Annotated in this window: 16 protein-coding genes; 5 read left to right on the top strand and 11 right to left on the bottom strand. The window is 56.9% G+C overall.

Going from position 1 to position 19,017, the window contains the following annotated elements; all coding sequences use genetic code 11:
* Positions 1 to 2 precede the first annotated feature (2 nt).
* The gene (locus tag H8K03_15085; protein UVT19122.1) at positions 3 to 749 is read left to right on the top strand and encodes a DUF3365 domain-containing protein; all 747 of its coding nucleotides are present in this window, start codon (positions 3 to 5) and stop codon (positions 747 to 749) included.
* 62 nt (positions 750 to 811) lie between these two features.
* Here H8K03_15085 and H8K03_15080 read toward each other — a convergent pair whose 3' ends face one another.
* Positions 812 to 1,081 carry a YtxH domain-containing protein gene (locus tag H8K03_15080; GenBank protein ID UVT19121.1) on the bottom strand — a complete coding sequence of 90 codons (270 nt, stop codon included), beginning with the start codon at positions 1,079 to 1,081 and terminating at the stop codon, positions 812 to 814.
* 444 nt (positions 1,082 to 1,525) lie between these two features.
* Between H8K03_15080 and H8K03_15075 the strand changes: the two genes are divergently transcribed.
* Positions 1,526 to 2,320 carry a prolipoprotein diacylglyceryl transferase gene (locus H8K03_15075; GenBank protein ID UVT22498.1) on the top strand — a complete coding sequence of 265 codons (795 nt, stop codon included), beginning with the start codon at positions 1,526 to 1,528 and terminating at the stop codon, positions 2,318 to 2,320.
* A gap of 236 nt (positions 2,321 to 2,556) precedes the next feature.
* Here H8K03_15075 and H8K03_15070 read toward each other — a convergent pair whose 3' ends face one another.
* The 7 genes from H8K03_15070 to H8K03_15040 form a co-directional block, all read right to left on the bottom strand.
* A complete protein-coding gene (locus H8K03_15070; GenBank protein ID UVT19120.1) occupies positions 2,557 to 2,934 on the bottom strand; it encodes a metallopeptidase family protein in 378 nt (125 codons plus the stop codon).
* Between the two features lie 17 nt (positions 2,935 to 2,951).
* Positions 2,952 to 6,302, bottom strand: coding sequence for a UvrD-helicase domain-containing protein (locus tag H8K03_15065; GenBank protein UVT19119.1), 3,351 nt, complete (start codon positions 6,300 to 6,302; stop codon positions 2,952 to 2,954).
* The gene (locus H8K03_15060; GenBank protein UVT19118.1) at positions 6,295 to 9,474 is read right to left on the bottom strand and encodes an exodeoxyribonuclease V subunit gamma; all 3,180 of its coding nucleotides are present in this window, start codon (positions 9,472 to 9,474) and stop codon (positions 6,295 to 6,297) included. The genes H8K03_15065 and H8K03_15060 overlap by 8 nt, the downstream gene beginning before the upstream one ends.
* A 99-nt stretch (positions 9,475 to 9,573) precedes the next feature.
* Entirely contained in the window at positions 9,574 to 9,729 is a 156-nt protein-coding gene (locus H8K03_15055; protein ID UVT19117.1) for a hypothetical protein, read from the bottom strand.
* 6 nt (positions 9,730 to 9,735) lie between these two features.
* Complete coding sequence (locus H8K03_15050) at positions 9,736 to 10,002, bottom strand: thioredoxin family protein (GenBank protein UVT19116.1); 267 nt, start codon at positions 10,000 to 10,002, stop codon at positions 9,736 to 9,738.
* 20 nt (positions 10,003 to 10,022) lie between these two features.
* Positions 10,023 to 10,484, bottom strand: coding sequence for a hypothetical protein (locus tag H8K03_15045; GenBank protein UVT19115.1), 462 nt, complete (start codon positions 10,482 to 10,484; stop codon positions 10,023 to 10,025).
* Between the two features lie 16 nt (positions 10,485 to 10,500).
* The gene (locus H8K03_15040) at positions 10,501 to 10,803 is read right to left on the bottom strand and encodes a hypothetical protein (GenBank protein UVT19114.1); all 303 of its coding nucleotides are present in this window, start codon (positions 10,801 to 10,803) and stop codon (positions 10,501 to 10,503) included.
* A gap of 88 nt (positions 10,804 to 10,891) precedes the next feature.
* On the opposite strand from H8K03_15040, the gene H8K03_15035 reads away from it, so the two are divergent.
* Positions 10,892 to 11,890: an endonuclease/exonuclease/phosphatase family protein gene (locus H8K03_15035; GenBank protein ID UVT19113.1), complete on the top strand. Its 999-nt coding sequence runs from the start codon at positions 10,892 to 10,894 to the stop codon at positions 11,888 to 11,890.
* Between the two features lie 292 nt (positions 11,891 to 12,182).
* Positions 12,183 to 12,407, top strand: a complete 225-nt coding sequence (locus tag H8K03_15030) for a hypothetical protein (protein ID UVT19112.1) — start codon at positions 12,183 to 12,185, stop codon at positions 12,405 to 12,407.
* Positions 12,408 to 12,561: 154 nt separating this feature from the next.
* Here H8K03_15030 and H8K03_15025 read toward each other — a convergent pair whose 3' ends face one another.
* The 3 genes from H8K03_15025 to H8K03_15015 are packed head-to-tail and all read right to left on the bottom strand — an operon-like array spanning position 12,562 to position 17,275.
* Positions 12,562 to 14,121, bottom strand: a complete 1,560-nt coding sequence (locus H8K03_15025) for a DEAD/DEAH box helicase family protein (GenBank protein ID UVT19111.1) — start codon at positions 14,119 to 14,121, stop codon at positions 12,562 to 12,564.
* 58 nt (positions 14,122 to 14,179) lie between these two features.
* Positions 14,180 to 15,283 carry a DNA topoisomerase IV subunit A gene (locus tag H8K03_15020; GenBank protein ID UVT19110.1) on the bottom strand — a complete coding sequence of 368 codons (1,104 nt, stop codon included), beginning with the start codon at positions 15,281 to 15,283 and terminating at the stop codon, positions 14,180 to 14,182.
* A gap of 6 nt (positions 15,284 to 15,289) precedes the next feature.
* A complete protein-coding gene (locus tag H8K03_15015) occupies positions 15,290 to 17,275 on the bottom strand; it encodes a DNA topoisomerase VI subunit B (protein ID UVT22497.1) in 1,986 nt (661 codons plus the stop codon).
* Between the two features lie 428 nt (positions 17,276 to 17,703).
* Between H8K03_15015 and H8K03_15010 the strand changes: the two genes are divergently transcribed.
* On the top strand, positions 17,704 to 18,840 hold the full coding sequence (locus H8K03_15010; GenBank protein UVT19109.1) for a pentapeptide repeat-containing protein: 1,137 nt from the start codon (positions 17,704 to 17,706) through the stop codon (positions 18,838 to 18,840).
* Positions 18,841 to 19,017 lie beyond the last annotated feature (177 nt).

The raw sequence follows: 19,017 nt of genomic DNA, 5'->3' as shown, positions 1-19,017 counted from the left end.
TTATGATCGTTCTCTCGAAAGCATGTCTCTCTCTCGGCCTGGTCTTCACGCTCATAGGTTTCCAGAGCGTCTGGGCTCAGACCTCTCAGAGTGAGGTTGAACAGACTGCGGAGCTCCTTGCGACCTTCCTCAACGCAGGGCGCGTCGTCGTCGAGCGAAATCAGACGTTGATCAACGATTCGGCGAAAGCCGATAAGGAATTCACTCCTGAGGTCTTTGAACGACTGGTCCTCGATGAGTTCTTCCAGCAGACACGCATTGATTTGAAACACCCTCCTTCCTCACTCCCTTCCACGACTAAAGATCTGCTGACTATGCTGCTCCTCGCGAGCAAAGAAGTAGTCGCCGATGCCCAGCTGGTGATCAACCAACGAGGCATCGGGTATAAAAACTTTATCCCGGCTTCATTCGGCAGCCAGGCGGCGCGAAAATTCTCAAAGCGCTCGAAAGTGACGATCAAACAGACCACGCTCAATCCGAGGAACTTGAAAAATGATCCGGATGAGTATGAGGTAAGAGTGCTGAAGCGGCTTGCCAGCCAACCGGCCTCGACGACACCGATTGTCGAATGGCTCGACGGTGGGCGGCTCCTTAGAACCATGATGCCGATCTACTATTCGGAGGATTGCCTCACGTGCCACGGGAACCCAAAAGGGATCCTTGATATTTCCGGCTATCCGAGAGAGGGCGCGCAAGTAGGGGAACTGGCCGGGGCCATCAGTATTCAGATTTCCGTGGACCATCGGTAGCAGACAACCCGTGCCGACGGAGGAGAGAGCGACGGGCTGTTCTGCTACCGACGATCTTCGGACTAGTTCAAGACCGCAGTGAGTTGCGGCCGCTCTTCTTCACATTTCTTCTCAGCTGCGGGCTTTCGATCCAACGCTTCCTCGACGCCCGACTTGACCGCCCGGCCCCAACGCGTAGTTTGGACCTGCGCCTTACGCGCATAGCGGCTGATGCTTCGACGAGTTTCTGCGCCGGTCTGTGGAGCAAAGAGAAGCCCGAGTCCCGCTCCGATGACCGCCCCACCGGCAATGAATGCTGCTGCCTTGGCGACCTGATTTCCCTGCTCCGACATGGCAACCTCCCTCATGATAATGGATGGTTGAAGACTGTCCTATATCTCTTCCTACGACCAATGCCTATCAGCATGCTCTGTGCCAAGATGAAAATATCCGTAGGTAAAGCGATTTCCATGAAAAATCGTGGGTGCGAGCCCACAGCGATTAAGAGCGCCTAATAAAGGGTCTCTTTTTCTCAACAGGGCATGACACAGTCGTTTCAGAAACCCAACACTTGCACGCCGTACATTCTTGTAAGCTGGCCATGGAAGCCGATTTACAGGGTCTACATTTAACCTTTTCTAATTTTATCCGTGGCTTGCATTGACAGGTGAGCCCCCGTATGATCCAGCGGAAAGCCTATGCCATAGGTCATGAACGTTGCTGAAAATGACGGAAAATTCGCATTCCCACCAAGATAGATCTATCCCGGAAGCCTATTGATGGGTCACCCCGCCGCCATCCCCTACCCCGATATCGATCCGGTCATCGTGGCGCTCGGCCCCATTCAGTTGCGCTGGTACGGGCTCATGTACCTGATCGGCCTTGCCGCAGCGTACTTTCTCATTCAACACAAGGTGGCACGCAAAGAGCTCCCTATCCGGAAGGACCAGATCTACGACATGGTGGTCTATGCAGCCTTCGGGGTTTTTCTCGGCGGACGAATCGGCTACACACTCTTCTATAATTTTTCGTATTACAGCCAGAACCCTCTGAAACTTCTCGCTGTCTGGGAAGGAGGGATGTCCTTCCACGGCGGACTCCTGGGCACCATCATCGCGCTGATCTGGTTCAGTAAGCGACAGGGTATCCCGACCTATATCGCCGCTGATCTGGCCGCATCCGTCACGCCGATCGGCTTGGGGTTCGGCAGGTTGGGGAACTTTATCAACGGCGAACTGTACGGTCGATCAACCGACGTAAGCTGGTGCATGGTCTTCCCGACCGGGGGCCCTGCATGTCGCCACCCTTCGCAATTGTATGAGGCAACACTGGAAGGTCTCGTGTTGTTCACAACCTTGTGGTGGATCGATCGACGCCCGACTCCGCCTGGGACGATATTTTGGAGCTTCATCGCCGGCTACGGCCTCAGCCGACTGATCGTCGAACTGTTCCGTGAACCGGATCAACACTTGGGCTTTATCTTGGGACCGATCACCATGGGTCAGATTCTTTCCCTACCCATGGTCTTGATTGGGGCAGTCATGCTCGTCTTGGGCTACCAAAAAGCACGGCAGCAGGCAGCTCACTCTTAAGGATTCTGAGCGAAGAAGATCCTGAATTTACAACTCAGCACATTTCAACTCATCTGTATGGGCTGGTCTCAGAGGATGCTGAAAATGTTCACCGTCTCACCCTCCCAACCCCGACGCGCCGGGACGCGTCTTTCACCGGGGAAGGCCGAAGCGAGCGAAAGGGTGAGGCATACGCGGTTGGTATGTTGAACCCTTGAGCGATGCGAGAACGACGCTGGAGAGCTTTTCCAGCATCCTCAGTACGGCATTTCGTCATCATCCAAACCGACATGATGCCCCAGTTCATGGACCACCGTGTCGTAGACTTCCTGCACTACGTCCTCCGGGGTTTCACAAAGACGAAGGATCGGTCCGCGATAGATGGAGATCTGCGGCGGTGCTTCACCACCGGGCCTAAAGAATGAATCGGCCGCCAGCGACTGGCCTTGATAAAGGCCCAGCAAATCGCTCTCGTCGTCCATCTCCAAGTCTCGCAATACGTCTTCCGGCGGCTCCTCTTCGACAACCACGGCGATCGACTCCATCAGCTTGGCGTAGGGAGGGGGCAAGTCAGCGATCGCCTGCTGCACCAGCTTTGCAAAGGCATCGGATGAGATATGGTTGCGCCCAGCCATTTCCCGGGATCCTACTTCTATAACTCTACTACCGTCGCACACCGCAAAAAAAGACAGTGGAATCGAACCGCTTCGACTCCGAGGCTTTGTCGAACCGCAACTTTATATACCTCACTCTGAGGTCGGTACAGCTCTGCGCGACCCGCTGCCTGATCGGGCGATACAGTATCCGTTTTATAGTCGGCGACCCAGAGCTCTCCATCCAACCGGTAGATGAGGTCTATGATTCCTTCCATGACCTGCCTATCTCCCCACGGTATGACGAACGGGACTTCGCGGCCAAGGATCTGGGCGGAACGGAGACGTGCATAGGCTTCCGATCGGCCGAACGTCGCAAGGAGATCGTGTACGGACTCGGCGACTGCGCCCGCATAGGACTGGTCGTCTGGTCCAAGAGCCGCTTGAATGGCAGTGACAACCTGCTCAAGCAACCCGGAGGGGTCCTGTGAGAAATCCCACCGCTCGAGCAGGCGGTGAGCCACCACACCGGCTAACCGCCCAACCGCCGCATCCGGTCGAACAGAAGTGGTCTCACCTCGGATCAGCGCCACTCGTTTGCCCAATACCGTCGGCGTCAGATGAGAAGGGGTCTCACACGCCTCTTTCCATCTGACTGTCCTCGCCTTCCACAGTTCGGCAATTTCATGCGGGTCGATCAATGTCCCGCCGCCTGCTTTGCCCAGACGTCGGCGAGGCCGCTTTCGCTCAGGAGCTGCGACAACCCGGTGGGGGATCGAGCTGCCCCCGATTTTCAATGCCTCAGTCGAGACCGCGCCGATCTCGCCCGTCCCGATATTCTGCAACAGCTCGAAGACCGTTTCGCCGACCGAACGCGCGGTGATGCCCCCCGACAACAGCAACAACTCTTTGGCTCTCGTCATCCCCACATAGAGCACGCGCCGCCGTTCCGCCTCCTCTCTCAACCGTAGTTTGTTGTGGACGAGCAGCGCCCCGAGCGACTGATAGCGCTCCAGAGAGAGACCATAGGTTCCGCTCGACCAATCATGCGAGACCTGCGGCGTACTCCGCTCCCGACCGCTCCCCTGGTGGAGCCCCGGCAGAACGACGATTGGAAATTCCAACCCCTTGGCCTTATGAATCGTCAACACATGCACCGCTTCGAGAGACTCCTCGGCAAGGGGACTCTCCGACTCATCCGGCTGTTCTTCAAGCCGGGCGATCATCAGATCCACAAATCCGCTCAAGGTCATGTGAGGGCGGTCGGCCAATGCGGCAGCGGTCTGCTTGATCTTCATGAGGTTCGCCACGGCTTGTTCGCCATGGAGCGACGCCGCGGCCAAATCGAGGACCGGTAATCGGTCAAATATCAGCTTGATGGCCTCGACCAACGGCAGAACCGCAATAGCTCGATGGAGCCAAGCTAGGTGTTCGAAGAGCCTCCGAACAGCGGAGGCACACCCATGTGGCCACGTTTCAAGACGCACCGCGTGGAGATAATCGAACTGCCCCGCCTGCTTGAGCTCGTAGAGATCCCGATCGGTCAACCCTCCAAGCGGTGAACGAAGGAGGCCAGCCATGGCGATCTCGTCATGAGGATGATCCAAGACGCGCAACAGATTGACGAAGTCGATCACTTCTTGGCGGCGATAGAAATGCTTTTCTCCCTCGATGACATAGGGAATGTTGTGCCGTCGCAACGCATCGAGATAGGCATCCGCCTGCGTGAGCTTCCTGAACAGCAGCGCCACGCAGCCTGGTTTCATCGAAGCGCGGCTCAGGACCTCCTCCGCCAGCCAGCGAACCAGCACTTCGCTCTCGGCTCTTGTCGCTCCCGCCGCATCGAATGTCTCGTCTTCACTATCCGGCCTCGTCACGCAGAGGCGAACACCCGGCTCTATCGAAGCCGGGCGCCGTTGGGGGCGAACCTCCAATCGAACATTCGCCGGTTGGACCAGTGACCGTCGCTCGAACAGCCGGTCGAAAACCTCGTTCACCGGCTCCAAGACGGCCGCGTCGCTCCTGAAGTTCGTCGTCAACGTCTGGCTCACTCCACCGTCAGCCGTCACTTTCTCCACAACCAGATCAAAGGCTTCAATGTCGGCGCGTCGAAAGGCATAGATCGATTGTTTGGGGTCTCCCACAATGAAGAGCTTTCCCGGCTCCAGGACCATCTCCCGCCAGTGCGCCGCCTGGTTCCCCTGCCGCTCTGAGACCGCGAGGATGATCTCGTACTGTACGGGATCCGTATCCTGGAACTCATCGACCAATACGGCTCGATAATCCCGCTTAATCCGCTCGCGGACGGACGGATGCTCGAAGAGCAAGGCTCGCGCCCGTGCCAGCAGACCATCAAACGAAATCCAGCCTTGCCGAGCAAAGGCGTCACGAATGTTCCGCACCAGCGGGATGACCAGCTTCAGAAGATTGGTTAAGAATTCATGGTCGACCGATAGAAGCTGTTGCGCCGTCTCGATGAGGATGCCTGCCTCTCGGAAATCAGCTTTCTCCCATCCGGCGACGGCATTCCCGAGATCTTTGTCGAGCCATTCTCGTTCCTCCGTCGTCAGATCTTCCCGGCCGGCCAAGCCTTTTTCTGTCATGAGGTGCATCAATGACACCGTGGCGGCAAGCATGTGCTCGACTTTACGGCGTTTAGGCCGGTCGTATGCCTTCAAGAGCTGCTCCGCCTGAACATCCATCTGCTGTATCCAGCGTGACATCGCCGGCGGCACTGCCGTTGATTCGAGTTGATGCTGCAGAGCGTCGAGATCAACCAATTCACTGCACAAGGACCGGGTCAAGGTTCTGACCGCCTCGAGCGTGGTCGATGACAACACGGATCGCCATACTCGATGGTGTTGCCCAGCGAGGCTCAATTCCTGGTCAAGCCAGCAATCCCACGCGGCCGTAAACTGTTCCTCAAAGCGCAAGCCGTCGTCCTCCTTGAAATCAGGATCGACCACGCTTTCCAGTGGATGGAGGCGCAACACGTGTGCGGCGAAACTGTGAAGGGTGCCGATCTGGGCCTTCTCGAGATCGTTGAGCCCGGCCTGGGCACGCGCGGCAACTGCATCGGCGCTGAGCCCGTATCGCGCTCGCAGAGCATCGAGCGAAACGACCCCTCCGTCAGTCGATCGCATCGAACCGGCCTCCGGATGGGCGAGGATAGTAAGCCGTTCCCGTAGCCGCACCTTCATTTCTGTCGCCGCCTTGTTGGTGAACGTCAAGGCGACGATCTGCGTGATTGGAACCGGAGCCGGTTCCTTCATCAGCAGGTATACGAGACGATTCACGAGCAAGGTCGTCTTGCCGGTTCCCGCTCCGGCTATGACAACGACATTGCGGTCGAAGGTCGTCTCGGCCGACTCCCTGGCCAAGCGATCCGGTATCAGAAAGTCGTTACTCATCGGCAATCTTCTGCGTACGAAGCATCTTCAGCACTTTCGGTTCGGCCGCGCGATAGGCCCTCCACCACGTCGGAGCATGCTCTCGGCGGCACATCACACGAAACTCGCATCCGTCGCAATAGCCGTCCGGAAGAATGAAAAATCGTCCGCTACGGATGCCGTCCACCAGCGTTCTGATCGATTTCTGAATAAGTATCCCCGTTTCAGACGTCCACGAAGTCGCATTGAACGTCGATCGGCTGATCGCTGTGGACCATCGGGGAGCAAGAAATAGGAACTGCACACGGCTCGGTGCTGAGGGCGCAGCCTGTCCAGGAACAGTGAGGCAGCTATAGAGCGGCGGTTGCAACCGATATCCGCGGACCGCCGACTGAGCCAAGTTGCGGTCTTCCGCTTTCATGGCCGAACCGACTTTGAACTTGTAGTCGAGGACCTGTAGCGCGCCGGAGTTCCGATTCCGGTCGAGACGATCGATCCGGCCGCGGACCTTCAACGCTCCTTCCTCGAGAATCCCAGGTACCGTCCCTTCCCCGTCTATTTCAAATGCAACGGGGGTGTAGGGATGCTCGGCCTGCTCCTTCTCGTCCGCTTCCACCGCCGCGGTCGCCAGCGTCACAATCAGTTCCTTAGCCAGCTCCCACAGCAGATAGGGACCTGTCCGATACTGTGATTCCAAGTCTGTCGCCGCCAGCTCGACCGACGAACGGATCGTCCGCTGGATTGCTTCGTCCGTTACCCGTTCAGTCGGCCACCCTGCCTGCACGAGCTGTTCATAACAACGACGCAACGACGAATGGCACAGCGTACCGACCAGCGCTGCGTCCGGTTCCTGTCCGACCGAAACACGACTCGGTTCGAGCCGCAGAATATCTGCGGCAAAATATTGGAAGGGGCATCGCGCATACCGTTCGAGTGGTGTCGGAGCGACACCTCGTTCGACGAGCCTTGTCCAATGAGACTCGACCGCCCCGGTCATTCCATCGAAGAGGTTCAACGTTGCCCCGTCCTCTTCGATTCGATCAAGCGCCGCTGCCGCATGGCGAAAGATCTCCGCGTCACGCCCCAGCGCTACCATCAGCTCGGTCGGGTCCTGCGCGTTCAAGGCCAACCACTGAGTCAGCTCAGCCGGCGTCAGGAACATTTTGGTCGCGGGCTGCTGCAAGAGCCGATCGGTCAGTCGGCGAGGCACCACGTCTATCGGCTGCTCATCATGGCCCAGCCAGCGGCGGGCTTCTCCGAGATAAGGAGACGCGGCCAGCATGCGCCCTGATTCATCGGCCCGTTGATGGGATAAATAGAGCCGCTGGCCGGCTGCCTGACGGGATAAGTGGAAGAGCAACGCCTCTTCTCCATACGCCGTCAGTTTCTCGTCGATCTTAAATCCGAGCGTGGAGTCCAGCACTCGCCGATGGCGATCCCGGAGGAACGCGTCTTCTCGGATATAGCGCGGAAACACTTTTTCGTTCAGGCCGAGGACGAACAGGGCTTTGAAGGGCACCCCGCGAGCCGCCATGACATCGAACACCATCACCCCATGGGGTGATGCATCATGGAGGGGCTTCGTCGTCCGCTCAAACGTATGAGCCAGCAACTCCACAAACTCGGCCCAGGTCATCTGATCGTTGAGCGGCTCCAATTCCATGAGCGTCGTCCAAATATGATCGATGGCGTCCCATGTCAGCGCGCTGTGGGCAAGCTGAACATCCTCGGCAGTCGATCCCGCCGCACCAGGCCGACACAGGCTCCGCTCGATGAGCGCCCGACACGCTATGACCATCTGGCCGATCGTCCCCCGTGTTGGAAGGGCTGAACAGTCCTCGATGAGTTGTGAGACGACCTGCCAGAGAAGGCTGATCACGTCCGGCGCAATGGTCAAAGAACCGACGATGCTCTCCTCACCGTCAAGAATCAGTGCCGCTCGGCTCGCGGGGTCCAGCCGTTTCCATTCCTCGACTCCGTGGGTGATGTGCAGAACTTGAACCAGGAGCTTCCACTGTTCAGGCCGGTAGGACTCCGACAGGCCGTCATACAGATTGGTGGCATAGAGAGGTGACGTCACGACATCGAGGACCGATGCGCGATAAAAATCGTTCAACGTCAGGCCCGCCAACTGCAACACCAGTTTGCAGATCGGTTCCTGAATCAACGGCCGCACGGCTGTCGTGCGAAAAGGGATGCGGTGATGATCGAAGATCGATCGCAGATGCAGGCTGTAGGGATCCAGCGTGCGGGCGGTGACACCGATCTCGTCGAACCGATACCCATTCGTTTCCACCAGATCGAGAATCGTGCGGCAAACCGCCGCCAGTTCTTCTTCGGGACCGATCACGCTCCGTATGGTGAGGTGGATGGGCTTGGGCGCTGCGGTGGACAATTCCGGTTCCAATCGGATCATCCCATCGTCCGACATCACCAGAGGCTGGATGCAGCGATCGAAAAAGCGCCGGGCGAATCCAAACGCCGGATCGTCCTCCAGCGGGAAAAACAGTGTGGTCTCCTTGACCCGACTGATGGCTTCAAAGAGAGACAGCTGCACCTGTGTGAGGTCATAGAACCCGTAATAGAGCACTTCCCTTAGCGACTGGAGGAACGGGGCGGTCGGAACACAGGGGATGAGCTGCGCAGCCAGATCGTCTTGCGTCCCGACCTCAAGCGTCTTCCCCACTTCCTTTACCGACGCATAGAGCGAAATGAGTGCGCCGAGCCATTCCCGGTCGTCTTCGTCGAAATAGCCTTCACGGATGCCTTGAAGCACCTGCACGGGATCGACATCCGCATCTTTCAGGTCGCGCATCGTCGCCCAGAGCGCTCCCCAAGTACCGGATGATTGCCCGATTCGCTGTAAGGGAGCCTGGCTCGAGAGCTTGCTGCGAACAATGTGACGTATCAATTGTTCGAAGAACAGTTCGTCGATCACTCGCGGCAGTTGGCGATTTGCAGATTCCTCTCCAGCCAATCGTAGGGCCAATTGATGGAAGGTGAGGACGTATAAGTTCAGGACCGACAGCCGGTGTCCGACGGTGAAAAGGGTACGAATGCGATCGGCCAATGGTTTGGATGGAACGATGATCGCGATTGGTGCGAGCGGATCGGCTGCCTTGGTACGCCTGACATGATCGACGAGGGAGGATTCGAGAGACGGATGAAACCGACCGGTGACGACGCGGAGCATCTAACTCGGGTTTCGTGAAACGTGAAGCGTGAAGCGTACGAATATCGACATGGTTTGCCTTCCCATGGAATTGCGCTTCACAAGCGACGAACGACGCGACTATCCTGTCTCCGGTCCCAAGAGCTCGCCGTTACAGTCGACACAGGCCCAGTCCCCATCAATGAAGGACATGGGATCACCACAGATTGGGCAGTCGGGTGGAGGTCCTTTATCGAGGAGGGGAAGATCGGGCAGCTCGAAATCCTCTTCATCCATGACTCGCTATCCTTCCCGCTGTTTGATCTTCAATTGAATGGCTTTTTCCGCACTTTCCCGACTGGGAACGCCAACGAACGTCAATCGCCCATCGATAATGGTCGCGGGAACGGCACGGACCGAATGACGGTCCGCCAATTCTTGGCCGTCTTTCGTGGTGATGTCCACCTCTCGGTACGAAAAGCTATATTTGACTCGCAGCTGTTTCCACAGGCTCTTGGCCGAAGGACAGGCTCCACAACTAGGCGACACGAGTAACGTAATGTTTGGCATAATACTCCCGACACTGGACTCTACGACTCCGATGCTCGGATCTTAGCACCGGCTGAAAAGTCGGCGCAAGGAGCACGTCGCCCACTGATGTCCTCATAAATCAGACAATCGATCCGAAACGATCTCCCGGCAGGCCATCCACCGGACTGATTTTCCGTCCCGCCCGTGATGGGAAGAGCCCCGGCAGGGTTCCCGGCTGGATTTCCCGGTGGAGCCACGATATTACCGGCGGTGTTGGGATAGTAAGGAGGTTCGGTCTTTGGAATCGTGCTCCCTGGTTCTCCAGTCTGCTGAGCTAGAGAGAATTCTTGGTTTCCTTCGGTACGCAACCCAGACACACCGCCAGTATCACCGCACAGAAGCTGTAGAATGCCCTGGACGATCCATTTCCCATGCTCCATTGATCGAAATGAGAGCTTCACGCGGCAACCGGCCACCCTGATATCCTTGATATCGTTCGTGTTAGCAGGAACATCAGGCATGACCGCCTCTTGCCCGTTATTGTTTCGGCGGTGACGTCCCTTCAGGCGGTAGCGTGGGATGACGATCCCCTTCGGTCTTGGCTTCGGGATCGATCGCCATCTTGGGATCGATAACCGGCGGCGTCACGACAGAATCCGGATGAGGAACCGTCTCCGGTTGTTTCACCATCCCGTGATCGCGCGTGCCAGGAGGATTATCCGATTGTGATTTCTCGGGTGAGGGATCTCGTGGCGTTGACGGCGGAGGCGATTGAGAAGGCGGAGTCATGTCGGCCGCCAGCACAGGTGAACTCAACAAAATCAGGAGTAGAATAAACAACGCTCGTCTCATGACTAAGGGTACCGGACAGCACGCATCTCCGCCTACTCGGAGATTCCCCGGTTGGGTGAAGAACTCTGTAGGTCTCGTGAACCGCTCACATTTAAAAGCAGGTGACCAATTTACCTGCGCCGCGATCAGATTGATGGTGGCCTTGTCGGTCGTTTGTCTTGTGGTGGCCTGCCTAACCGATGAATCGGCGGCAGCTTCAAACGAGCCTGCCCAACTTCGTGTCCTGACCTATAACCTGCTGCACGACGGGCCGTGGTCGGGATTCGTCGAAAATGGCACCCATCTCGAGGAACGGCTCGAGATGACCATTCAAGAATTGCGACGTGTGCAACCTGATGTGATTGCCTTCCAAGAAGCCTCACAGAGCCGAAGACATGGCAATGTGGCGCAGCGGATCGCCGATGCGCTTGGGTATCAGATGGTCTTCGCGCCTGCGACAGATCGGATTTTCGGCATCAGATCCTTGGATCGGGTGATCACCTCCGCACTTGGTTTCAAGGAAGGCCCTGCCATCCTGAGCCGATATCCAATCGTTGCCTCGGAAATCTACGATCTACCGCGCTGCCGATATCGGCTGGATCCTCGCATTCTGCTGCGCGCCGAGATCGATACGCCCGACGGATCAGTCCAGGTCTTTTCCGCCCATACTTCGAAAGGAGACGAGTGCCAGCTTCAACGAGTCGGGGAGCTATTCCGTGAGCATCGAGGGAACGGGAGAGCAATCTTGATGGGTGATTTGAACACCGGCGAGCAATCTCAGGTCCTCACTGGGTGGCAGAAGGAGCCGGGATTCATCGATGTCTTCCGGGTCGCCAATCCAGGGGTATCGGGAGGTACGGTGTGGCAAAACATCCATGTGGAACAGCCGACCGCCGATCGACGGGTCGATTTTATTTTCTTGCTCGATGGGAAGACCGGCAACAGGTCGGTGGTGCGCTCAAGTCATCTGGCATTTGAGCACCCGGGTCGGCTGCCCGACGGCACCGCACTGTGGCCGTCCGACCATCGCGGGGTGTTAGCTGATATTGCATGTGTACCTATCAACAGCCCACGGATGAACCAGCTACCCGACTAGCACCATTCAAGACACCTCAAGCTAGCGCGCAGCAATGTCCTCGACGTTGGCATTTGGATTGTCCCTGATTTGACTTCCTAGCCAGAAAGGCCCAGCATAACTCATTCCATTTAGACAAAGAGGTGTTCTGTGACTGTTTGCTAGGTTTTTCCCAGCCCACCATAGAGCGTTATCCGCGACAACCATCACGCCCTCCTGGTGTCCATCACTATGAGGGCGTTCTTGTGTCCGCAACCGCACCCTGCCTCGGCAACACGTCCTGTCCGTTTACCTGTCTTGGAAGGAGCCCGCGATGAAACGTTTAGCCACACTCTCAGCCGGACTGATCCTTGGATCCCCTGCCCTCGCCTTGGCGGTAGAACACAACGCCAGCTATCGAGGTATCGGGTGGATCTATTTCGCCTTCATTGCCACAATCCTGATTTATGGAGTCTACGATTCCTTCGGGAAAACGGCCATGTATGTGGCAGCTCCGGTTATTCTTGTCTGGTCGTATTGGATGCTGCCGCCGAATTAAGCTGATCGGATCACGGCGCGATAGAAACAAGACTGCCTCGTCGAGGCCATTGGGGCTAGGTCTTCAAGGATTAGATCGATCACGTGTGGTGCGGTCCTGATGTCCATGTGCTTGTGTACGCCCGCCGGCAGGACTCACCAAACCATGCATCCCATCATCGCTTGCCTTCGTAGCCTCGGTCGCGCCACCGTTCCAAGAGTTGGATGCGCCGGCGGAGCTGATCCATCGTCGCTTGATCGACACGGCTCCCGGTGCGCGCGATCAGTTCCGCATTCAGGCGCCGATGGTCGATTCCGCTGTTCCTTGATACGGCGCTGACCAGCAACCGGTGAAGATCGCGGAGGTCTCTCTTTTGTTCGTGGAGTGAGACTGTTGGATCGCCGACGACAGCTGCCTCGTTCTCGTCCCTTGCGTCGTCTTCTCCGATGACACTGTCTATCTTGGGCACGGCCATCAACGGCATGTATTCGTTGGTCGAGACCACGACACGACCGAAGAGATCCCGTTGTCCGGCCGGCACAATGTCCTCCAACACATGATCGCGCTCCGCCTTGATCTGTCTCGCATAGTGCGCCAGGACCGGATCTTTAGGCAGATAGAGCCAGGCCCGTTGCGGTTTGGGCATGCCGTCCTGCATTCGGACGAACCGTCCCACCACCTGCCGGAAGTACATTTCCGTCAGCACATTCGTGCCGTACACGCCGACACGAAGACGCGGAATGTCCACGCCCTCACTGACCATATTGACCGCGACCAACCACTGTTGCTTCTTGTGCCCGGCAAATTCCTCGATCACGCGGGATGCCGTCGGGTCGTCCGACACCGCAATCGCTGCTTTGCTGCCGGTGATGCGGCCGACGAGTTCCGCGACCCAGCGGGCATGATCTTGATCCATACTTACGATCAGCCCTCCCGCATCACTTTGTTCGTCCTTGCGCAATCGGGTGAGTTGCGCATGCGCATCGGTGATCACCGGACCGAGCCAGGTTTCTTGTAATAGCGCCGTCTTCAAGCGTTCCCGCTGCCGGTCGAACGTTAGCCCATCTTGGAACGTCGCCGTATGTTCGCGGCCTTCCGAAAACCAGGTGAGTTCGCCTTCATAGCTGGGAAAGACGATCGGCCGGCAGACACCGTCGCGTATTGCGTCGGTGTAGCCGTAACTGAAATCGGCCCTGCTCTCTCCATGTTCGTACCGGATAAACGGGATCGGATTGTTGTCTGAACGAAACGGCGTACCCGAAAGAACCAGCCGGAACACGGCCGGATCGAACGCCGTGCGCAGCGCCTTCCCCCAATTCTTACCGTCCCCGGCATGGTGCAGCTCGTCGAGAATGAGCAAAGTCCTTTTGCCCTTGCACGCCCGTTGAAAGATCGCGGGAGACAGGCAGACTTGCTGGTAGGTGACCACGGCGCCGTGATAGTCCGCCGCCTCAACGGCCTGGTCGTTCGTCAGAGCCGGATCGAGATGCAGGCCGACCTTACCCGCCGCATCCGACCATTGCCCCCGCAAATGATTGGTCGGACAGACCACCACCACCCGAACAGCCGCTCGCTGGGTCAGATAATGGTGCGCGACGGCCAGGGCAAATCGCGTTTTCCCGGCAGCGGGGGTCGCCATCGCGAGAAAGTCTGTCGTTGAATGGGCACGCACTGCCGAGACAGCGCGGCGCTGCCAATCTCGAAGGAGTGCCGTCCAGGCAGGCAAAGTCTTCATGGCAAGTGTGTGCACGTGAGGACAGCCAGCGCCGCAACGCTGACTCAAATGGTGCTGGCTAGTCTAACCAGTCTTTCTCTTTGAGTTTCCTCGGCAGGTACTTCTTCGTGAGGTACTGAAAGTCTTTGTTCGCCAACGCATCAAGCTCGTACTTCAATCCACTCGCCAGCATCCGCTTGATCTCCGCCTGCCAGGCCGGTTTCTGGAACCACTGATAGTTCATCAACTCTTTTGCGCGGGCGATGTCTTTGTCGTTCAACTTGATGCCGACGTTGCGCGGCAACTCATACCGCTCCGGGTCGGCGCTCGATAAACCCATGAACTTGGCCTTCGGAATTGCCATGCGCTGGCTTTCAAAGGCCAGATTGATCGAGCCCTGCTTGATGACAGAGTAAATGTAGTACCCCCATGGATCGTTATCGACCAAGACATAGACCGGCAGACGATATTCCTCATGGAGCCGTCTCGCTAATCGTCTGACCCCGCGCGGCGGCTGACCATTGCCAGTGAGTAACACACAGTTATAGCGACGCCAGAACTTATCCTCCGACAGTCGGTTCCACTGTGTTCCCTTTTCGACGAGTAGCACGAAATCCGCCGTGCAGCGGCGAATCTCCAGATACTCCGGCTCCACAATCGACGGCACCGAGTACCCGCCTTTGCCGAGCTTAGAGCAGTCAACGCGGTCGCCGTCATCTCCGAAAACCACCGGCCCGACGATACTGCCGCTGTTCTCCGCTCGAACATGCAACTCCTCACGAAGAGCGGCGAGGGAGACTTCCAAATCTTCAATAACTGGATCGGATTCATCCTGGGTATCGAAGGTGTTCTCGTGTGAGTCTTTGATCGTATGTTTCGTGCGATAGTAGATTTCGCGTAGCGACGTCGTCAGATCGGCGCGCTGCAACTCAGAGAGGGCGTCCGCCACCAGCACCGTCTGCATGAATTTCTTTGCCATGCCGACATTGAAAAACGACCGCTCCTGTTTCTTACTCCCCATTTCGATCAGGCCCTTGCGCTCGTTGAAGGACACATTGGACAGGGCGCGGATCGGAATCTGAAACGTCGGGTCTTTCGACCGTTCGGCTGCCTGGATCACGATATCGGCCAGGCCGATCAGCTTCTTCTCGACATGAGTCGTTTTCTTCGTCTTCGTCGTCATGATGTCCTATTTAGATTTGCGCGGAGCCGCTGCCTTGGTCGGCCTGACAGACTTCCCACCTGGTTTCTTCTTCGCCCCAGACCCGCCGGCAAAGAGCGCCATCTGATCTGGTTTCGCTTTCGCTTTTCTTAGCGACTTCTCCGATGTCCTTGGTCGGCTGGATTTCTCTTTCGAAGCACTCTCGTCTACCGACCGTGTGTCACCCAGAAGATCCGGCTCAGTCGCAGGCGCCGCTGCAACCTGATCGGCCTCGACCTGAGTGGCTAATTCAGTCTCGCCCTCGACTCCCTCCGCCGTGACGATAATCGAATGAGGCAATCCTTCAGGCCCTGCACCGGTCTTCCCCAGCGCTTCATCGGTTTTCTGACCGCCCGTGCGGGAGGTCGCAACCTTCTGGAGCTGTGCTTTCAGTTTTTCCTTCGGCAGCTTGCCGCCTTTCAACCGGTTACACGCCTCGACGACTTCTTCGATATACAGCTCGAAAATATTCCGCCGCCGATATTCACTGGCCGCCCGCTCACGCCGACGAATGAAAAGTCCTAACCGCCTCCCGCACTCGCGAAGCGCCAGGGTGATTTCCTTTTGGATCTCGTCGTAATCGGCGATCGCTTCTTTGGACTCGCTTGTAAACGGCACCCACACCGAAGCCATATGGACGAAAATGACCATCGGTCCGGCCGGCAATGCGCCGCGCGACTGCGTCAAGCCGTAGTTCTTCCACGTCGTGCTCATGACGGCCTTGAACGTCGCACAGGCCGATTGCTGATACAGCAACGGCACCCGATTGGCGTAACGGATCACCCGGGCAAGTTCCGAGTCTTCCTCCTCGTGTTCTCCCTCGGCTTTCGGCACGGCCGGTTGTTGCGGCTTGTTCTGATCCTGCGGCCGATTGCCGTAGGCAAGCCCCGCTTCGATGATGAAGGGATTGCCGCGATACACCGCCGGTGGCCGGCTCACGGCCGTATAAAACTCGCCTTTGATCTGCTTGTAGAGTCCCGCCAGGATCGCCTTTTCGCCGATCGGTGAAATGCAATTGGTCGGCGGCGCCATGATCTTGGTTTCCTGCAATGCCTTGTAGAGCGTCTCTGCCGCAGGCCCTTTGAGGTCGCGAGGTCTGAGATCCGGACGTACCTTCGCCGCCTTGCAGATCTCATCCGCCATGGGGGAAGACACCCGGCAAAAATCACCCGCGAGAAAGCCGGACAGCGAATGGCTCTTCGTGTCCTGCAACATCTTGAGCAACATGCCGAACTCGATGCCGTACGGGTGCGGCTTGATCTCGCGAGGTTGCGGGGGCAACTCGTGATAGGTGCGGGGGTATTCTTTTGTCTCTCCTTCAGGTGTCTGATAGATCAGTTTAACGTGGGGGTTGGCGATGGAGGTCTGTTCGAGCCATTCATCGACGGAGGCTCGGCCTTTCTGATACTTGCCTTCGACTTCCAGCGCAACTTGGGTGCCCCGCGGCTGCTCCCAGTTGATCTGTTTGTTCTCGTGAACCAGCGGCTCGTTTTTCTTCGTATCGATCTGGACTTCGAAAAAATGGGCGGCGGCTTTAGGCCCGATACGGGAAATAATTTTGACCGGTTTCCCGGTCGTGAGCTGCCCATACATTCCGGCGGCGGAAATGCCGATCCCCTGCTGGCCGCGGCTCATTCGCAAACGATGAAACTTGGATCCGTAGAGCAGCTTGGCAAAAATTCTGGGAATCTGCTGGCGAACAATGCCGGGGCCATTGTCGGTCACCGTGACGCGAAACCTGCTGGCTTGGCTGGGCGCGACCGGCTCTCCGTTCGGCACAACCTCCAACTTGACCGTCACGTCCGGAAGAATTCCGGCTTCTTCGCAGGCATCGAGCGCGTTATCGACTGCTTCCTTGACGCACGTCAACAATGCCTTGCGCGGATTGTCGAACCCGAGCAGGTGCCGGTTCTTCGTGAAAAATTCCGAGACGGAGATCTCCCGCTGCCGCGCCCCCATCTCAACCGCAGTCACCCGTTCTGCCTGCTTGGGGGCTTTCTTTTTTGCGGATGGTTCAGGGATCGGCGGAGGAGCGGAAGGTGTTGATTCAGTATGTGATGCGGATGCTTTCTTTTTTGCCATTCACCCTCGCATGAAACAAACGTTCCTTGTGTGGTACCACAAAACTTTTGCGGAAACAATGGCACCAAATGGCTCCGTCACGTAAGGCCATCTTCAGGGATTGCATGCCTCGCTCAGAAATGGACCGCAAACACGACCCCGTGATGACTGCCGGTTGAGTGTATCGGAAGGTTGTCATCGTGTGATGGAAGGATCCCGCGTTTACACCGGAGTCAAGAAGAACAGACTACCTTAGGAACATTGTGATCTACTTGTTGATTGACTGACATATTTGCATTTGTCATCATGTCAAAATAGTTTTCCTCTTCTCCATTGTCCAAATGGCGAACCCTGAACACCTTAACCTCATCACAAGAAATGTGGGGGAGTGGAACAACTGGATAGCAGATAACCCTAACGTCAAACCAGACCTAAGCGGAGCGAACCTCCGTAATGCGAATCTCCGCGGAATCGACCTACCCAGGGCGGATCTCCGGAACGCGAAACTCGAGGGGGCAAACCTCCGCAAGTCAGACCTCCCAGGAGCGGACCTCACCGGCGCAGACCTTCGCATGGCGGACCTCTATGCAGTGGACCTAAGCAAGGCGACCCTGAACAAGGCGAACCTCGTCCAGGCATTTCTCCAGGCGGCGCGCCTCCCCAGAGCGAACCTCTGCGAGGCAAACCTCGAGGGGGCAAACCTCCGCCTCGCCGACCTAAGATGGGCGAACCTCCGCAACACACACCTTGAGGGAGCGAACTTCAGCGAGGCGGACCTCAGCGAAGCCGACTTGACCGCCGCTACGCTTGAACGCGCTATCTTTGTTCGTACGACGTGCAATAAGGCCATCTTTACAGGCTGCCGCGTCTATGGCCTGGCAGCCTGGGACTTAGAACTTAAGGAGACCCAGCAGACCGATCTCATTATTACCCCATCTGGACAATCTGATCTTACCGTTGACAATCTCCAAATAGCGCAGTTCATATACCTACTTCTTGATAATCCAAGCATTCGCCAGGTTATCGATACTATCACCTCGAAGGTCGTTTTGATTTTGGGACGCTTTACGCCTGAGCGCAAGATAATACTTGACGCCATTCGAGACAAGCTTCGAAGAACGAACTATTCGCCGGTTGTTTTTGATTTTGAGAGACCTGCGACAAGAGACCTCACTGAAACAGTGATGACATTAGCGGGCATGGCCAGGTTCGTTATCGCGGACCTCACTGACCCTAAGAGCATCCCCCATGAATTGATGAGCTTCGTTAAAGACCTACCTTCCGTACCTGTCCAACCGTTGCTGCTTGCATCCCAGAAGCAGGAATATACGATGTTTGAGCACCTACAACGGTATCCTTGGGTTCTGAAAACCTTCCTCTACCAAGACCAACATGACCTGATCACGTCACTTGAATCTGCCGTGATCGTTCCAGCTGAACAGAAAGCCAAGGACCAACGCACTGCGCAGCCAAGGTAGGCTCAAAACCATTTAATGATCATCTGCCGGTACATCTCGCTGTTCTAGGCTCGATCCATATGATGTTTCCGATATGGCTGTCAGACCATACCTAGTTTATGAATTTTCCACGGTCATTATTATTTCATCATGTCGAAGTAAGTGATAGAAAGCTCGGCACCCAATACACCAATAAGT

This window comes from Nitrospira sp., from assembly GCA_024760545.1.
Lineage (GTDB): Bacteria > Nitrospirota > Nitrospiria > Nitrospirales > Nitrospiraceae > Nitrospira_D.
This window is presented reverse-complemented; position numbering and strand designations above follow the sequence as displayed.

Coding starts and splice junctions, on each gene's coding strand:
- H8K03_15085 (UVT19122.1), top strand. CDS start 3: ATGATCGTTCTCTCGAAAGCATGTCTCTCTCTCGGCCTGGTCTTCACG.
- H8K03_15080 (UVT19121.1), bottom strand. CDS start 1,081: ATGTCGGAGCAGGGAAATCAGGTCGCCAAGGCAGCAGCATTCATTGCC.
- H8K03_15070 (UVT19120.1), bottom strand. CDS start 2,934: ATGGCTGGGCGCAACCATATCTCATCCGATGCCTTTGCAAAGCTGGTG.
- H8K03_15065 (UVT19119.1), bottom strand. CDS start 6,302: ATGAGTAACGACTTTCTGATACCGGATCGCTTGGCCAGGGAGTCGGCC.
- H8K03_15060 (UVT19118.1), bottom strand. CDS start 9,474: ATGCTCCGCGTCGTCACCGGTCGGTTTCATCCGTCTCTCGAATCCTCC.
- H8K03_15055 (UVT19117.1), bottom strand. CDS start 9,729: ATGGATGAAGAGGATTTCGAGCTGCCCGATCTTCCCCTCCTCGATAAA.
- H8K03_15050 (UVT19116.1), bottom strand. CDS start 10,002: ATGCCAAACATTACGTTACTCGTGTCGCCTAGTTGTGGAGCCTGTCCT.
- H8K03_15045 (UVT19115.1), bottom strand. CDS start 10,484: ATGCCTGATGTTCCTGCTAACACGAACGATATCAAGGATATCAGGGTG.
- H8K03_15030 (UVT19112.1), top strand. CDS start 12,183: ATGAAACGTTTAGCCACACTCTCAGCCGGACTGATCCTTGGATCCCCT.
- H8K03_15025 (UVT19111.1), bottom strand. CDS start 14,121: ATGAAGACTTTGCCTGCCTGGACGGCACTCCTTCGAGATTGGCAGCGC.
- H8K03_15020 (UVT19110.1), bottom strand. CDS start 15,283: ATGACGACGAAGACGAAGAAAACGACTCATGTCGAGAAGAAGCTGATC.
- H8K03_15010 (UVT19109.1), top strand. CDS start 17,704: ATGGCGAACCCTGAACACCTTAACCTCATCACAAGAAATGTGGGGGAG.